General features: G+C 72.0%; 1 protein-coding gene. It reads left to right on the forward strand.

Translation table 11 applies throughout. The annotated features are described in order from the left end of the window. Positions 1 to 362: 362 nt before the first annotated feature. Positions 363 to 866 carry a DUF6912 family protein gene (locus tag IG54_RS0137255; RefSeq protein WP_030795648.1) on the forward strand — a complete coding sequence of 168 codons (504 nt, stop codon included), beginning with the start codon at positions 363 to 365 and terminating at the stop codon, positions 864 to 866. Positions 867 to 913: the final 47 nt, after the last annotated feature.

The following is a 913-nucleotide window of genomic DNA, read 5'->3' on the forward strand; positions in this document are numbered from 1 at the left end:
GGCGGGGGGGCGGGTCGCCGACGGGCGCGGGCGGGGCCTTGTCATCACCTTGTGCATGAGGCACTCCTGGCTCTACCGATGAGTAACTTTCTGTGTTGGGGATCTTGTACGGGGGTGGCGGGGGAGCGCGCAAGGGCTTGAGGGGGCCTCGGGGGAGGGCGTCGCGGTTCACCTATCTGGGGGGTCGCAGGGCTCTGAGGTGCGGTGGTTGCCGGGTGGTACCGGGTGAATCGGCGGAGGCGTGTGGACGGCCGCGGGGGTGGTGGGGGCAGCTCGATCGGGGACTCCCGGACGTATCCTGGAGGCCCTCTACGGCCACGAAGGTCCGTCTCCGGGCGGACGACGAAGGAAAGCGGTCAGTCATGCGCCTCTACGTTCCTCTGACCCTGCCCCGGCTCGCCGAGGCGTACAAGGCGGGGGAGTTGGGGCCCGGCCCGCTGGTCGCTTACGCCGTGACGCCCGCGCTGCGGGAGTGGTACGTCTCCGATGACATCGAGGAACTGGAGTACGCGGCGCTGAACCGGGCGGCGGCGGCGTCGCTCCGGCTGGTGGCGGTCGATCCCGAGGCGCCGCGACGGCGGGTCGTACTCGCGGCCGATGTGCCCGACGGGGCGGCCGTGGCGGATCCCGGGCGGGGTCTCAACCAGGGGGCGCTCGGGGAGGTGCGGCTCGCCGCGGGGCTCTCCCTGGGGAAGGTGGCGGCGGTGCATGTGGACGCGGAGGACGCGGAGGGGGACGTGGCGGCGGCGGCCGCGGCGCTGGGGGCGGCGGATCTTGGGGATGAGGATGCGCGGTTCGTGGTGGACGGGGCGGAGGATCATGAGCTGCTTTGGTTTGCTACGCAGGAGATTCCCTCGTTGATTTAGCTGGCGGTGCGCCTTGAGCTGGCGGGGGCGCCTTGAGGGGGCTGGGG

The sequence above is a fragment of the Streptomyces sp. NRRL S-920 genome (assembly GCF_000717945.1).
Classification (GTDB): Bacteria; Actinomycetota; Actinomycetes; order Streptomycetales; family Streptomycetaceae; genus Streptomyces; species Streptomyces alboniger.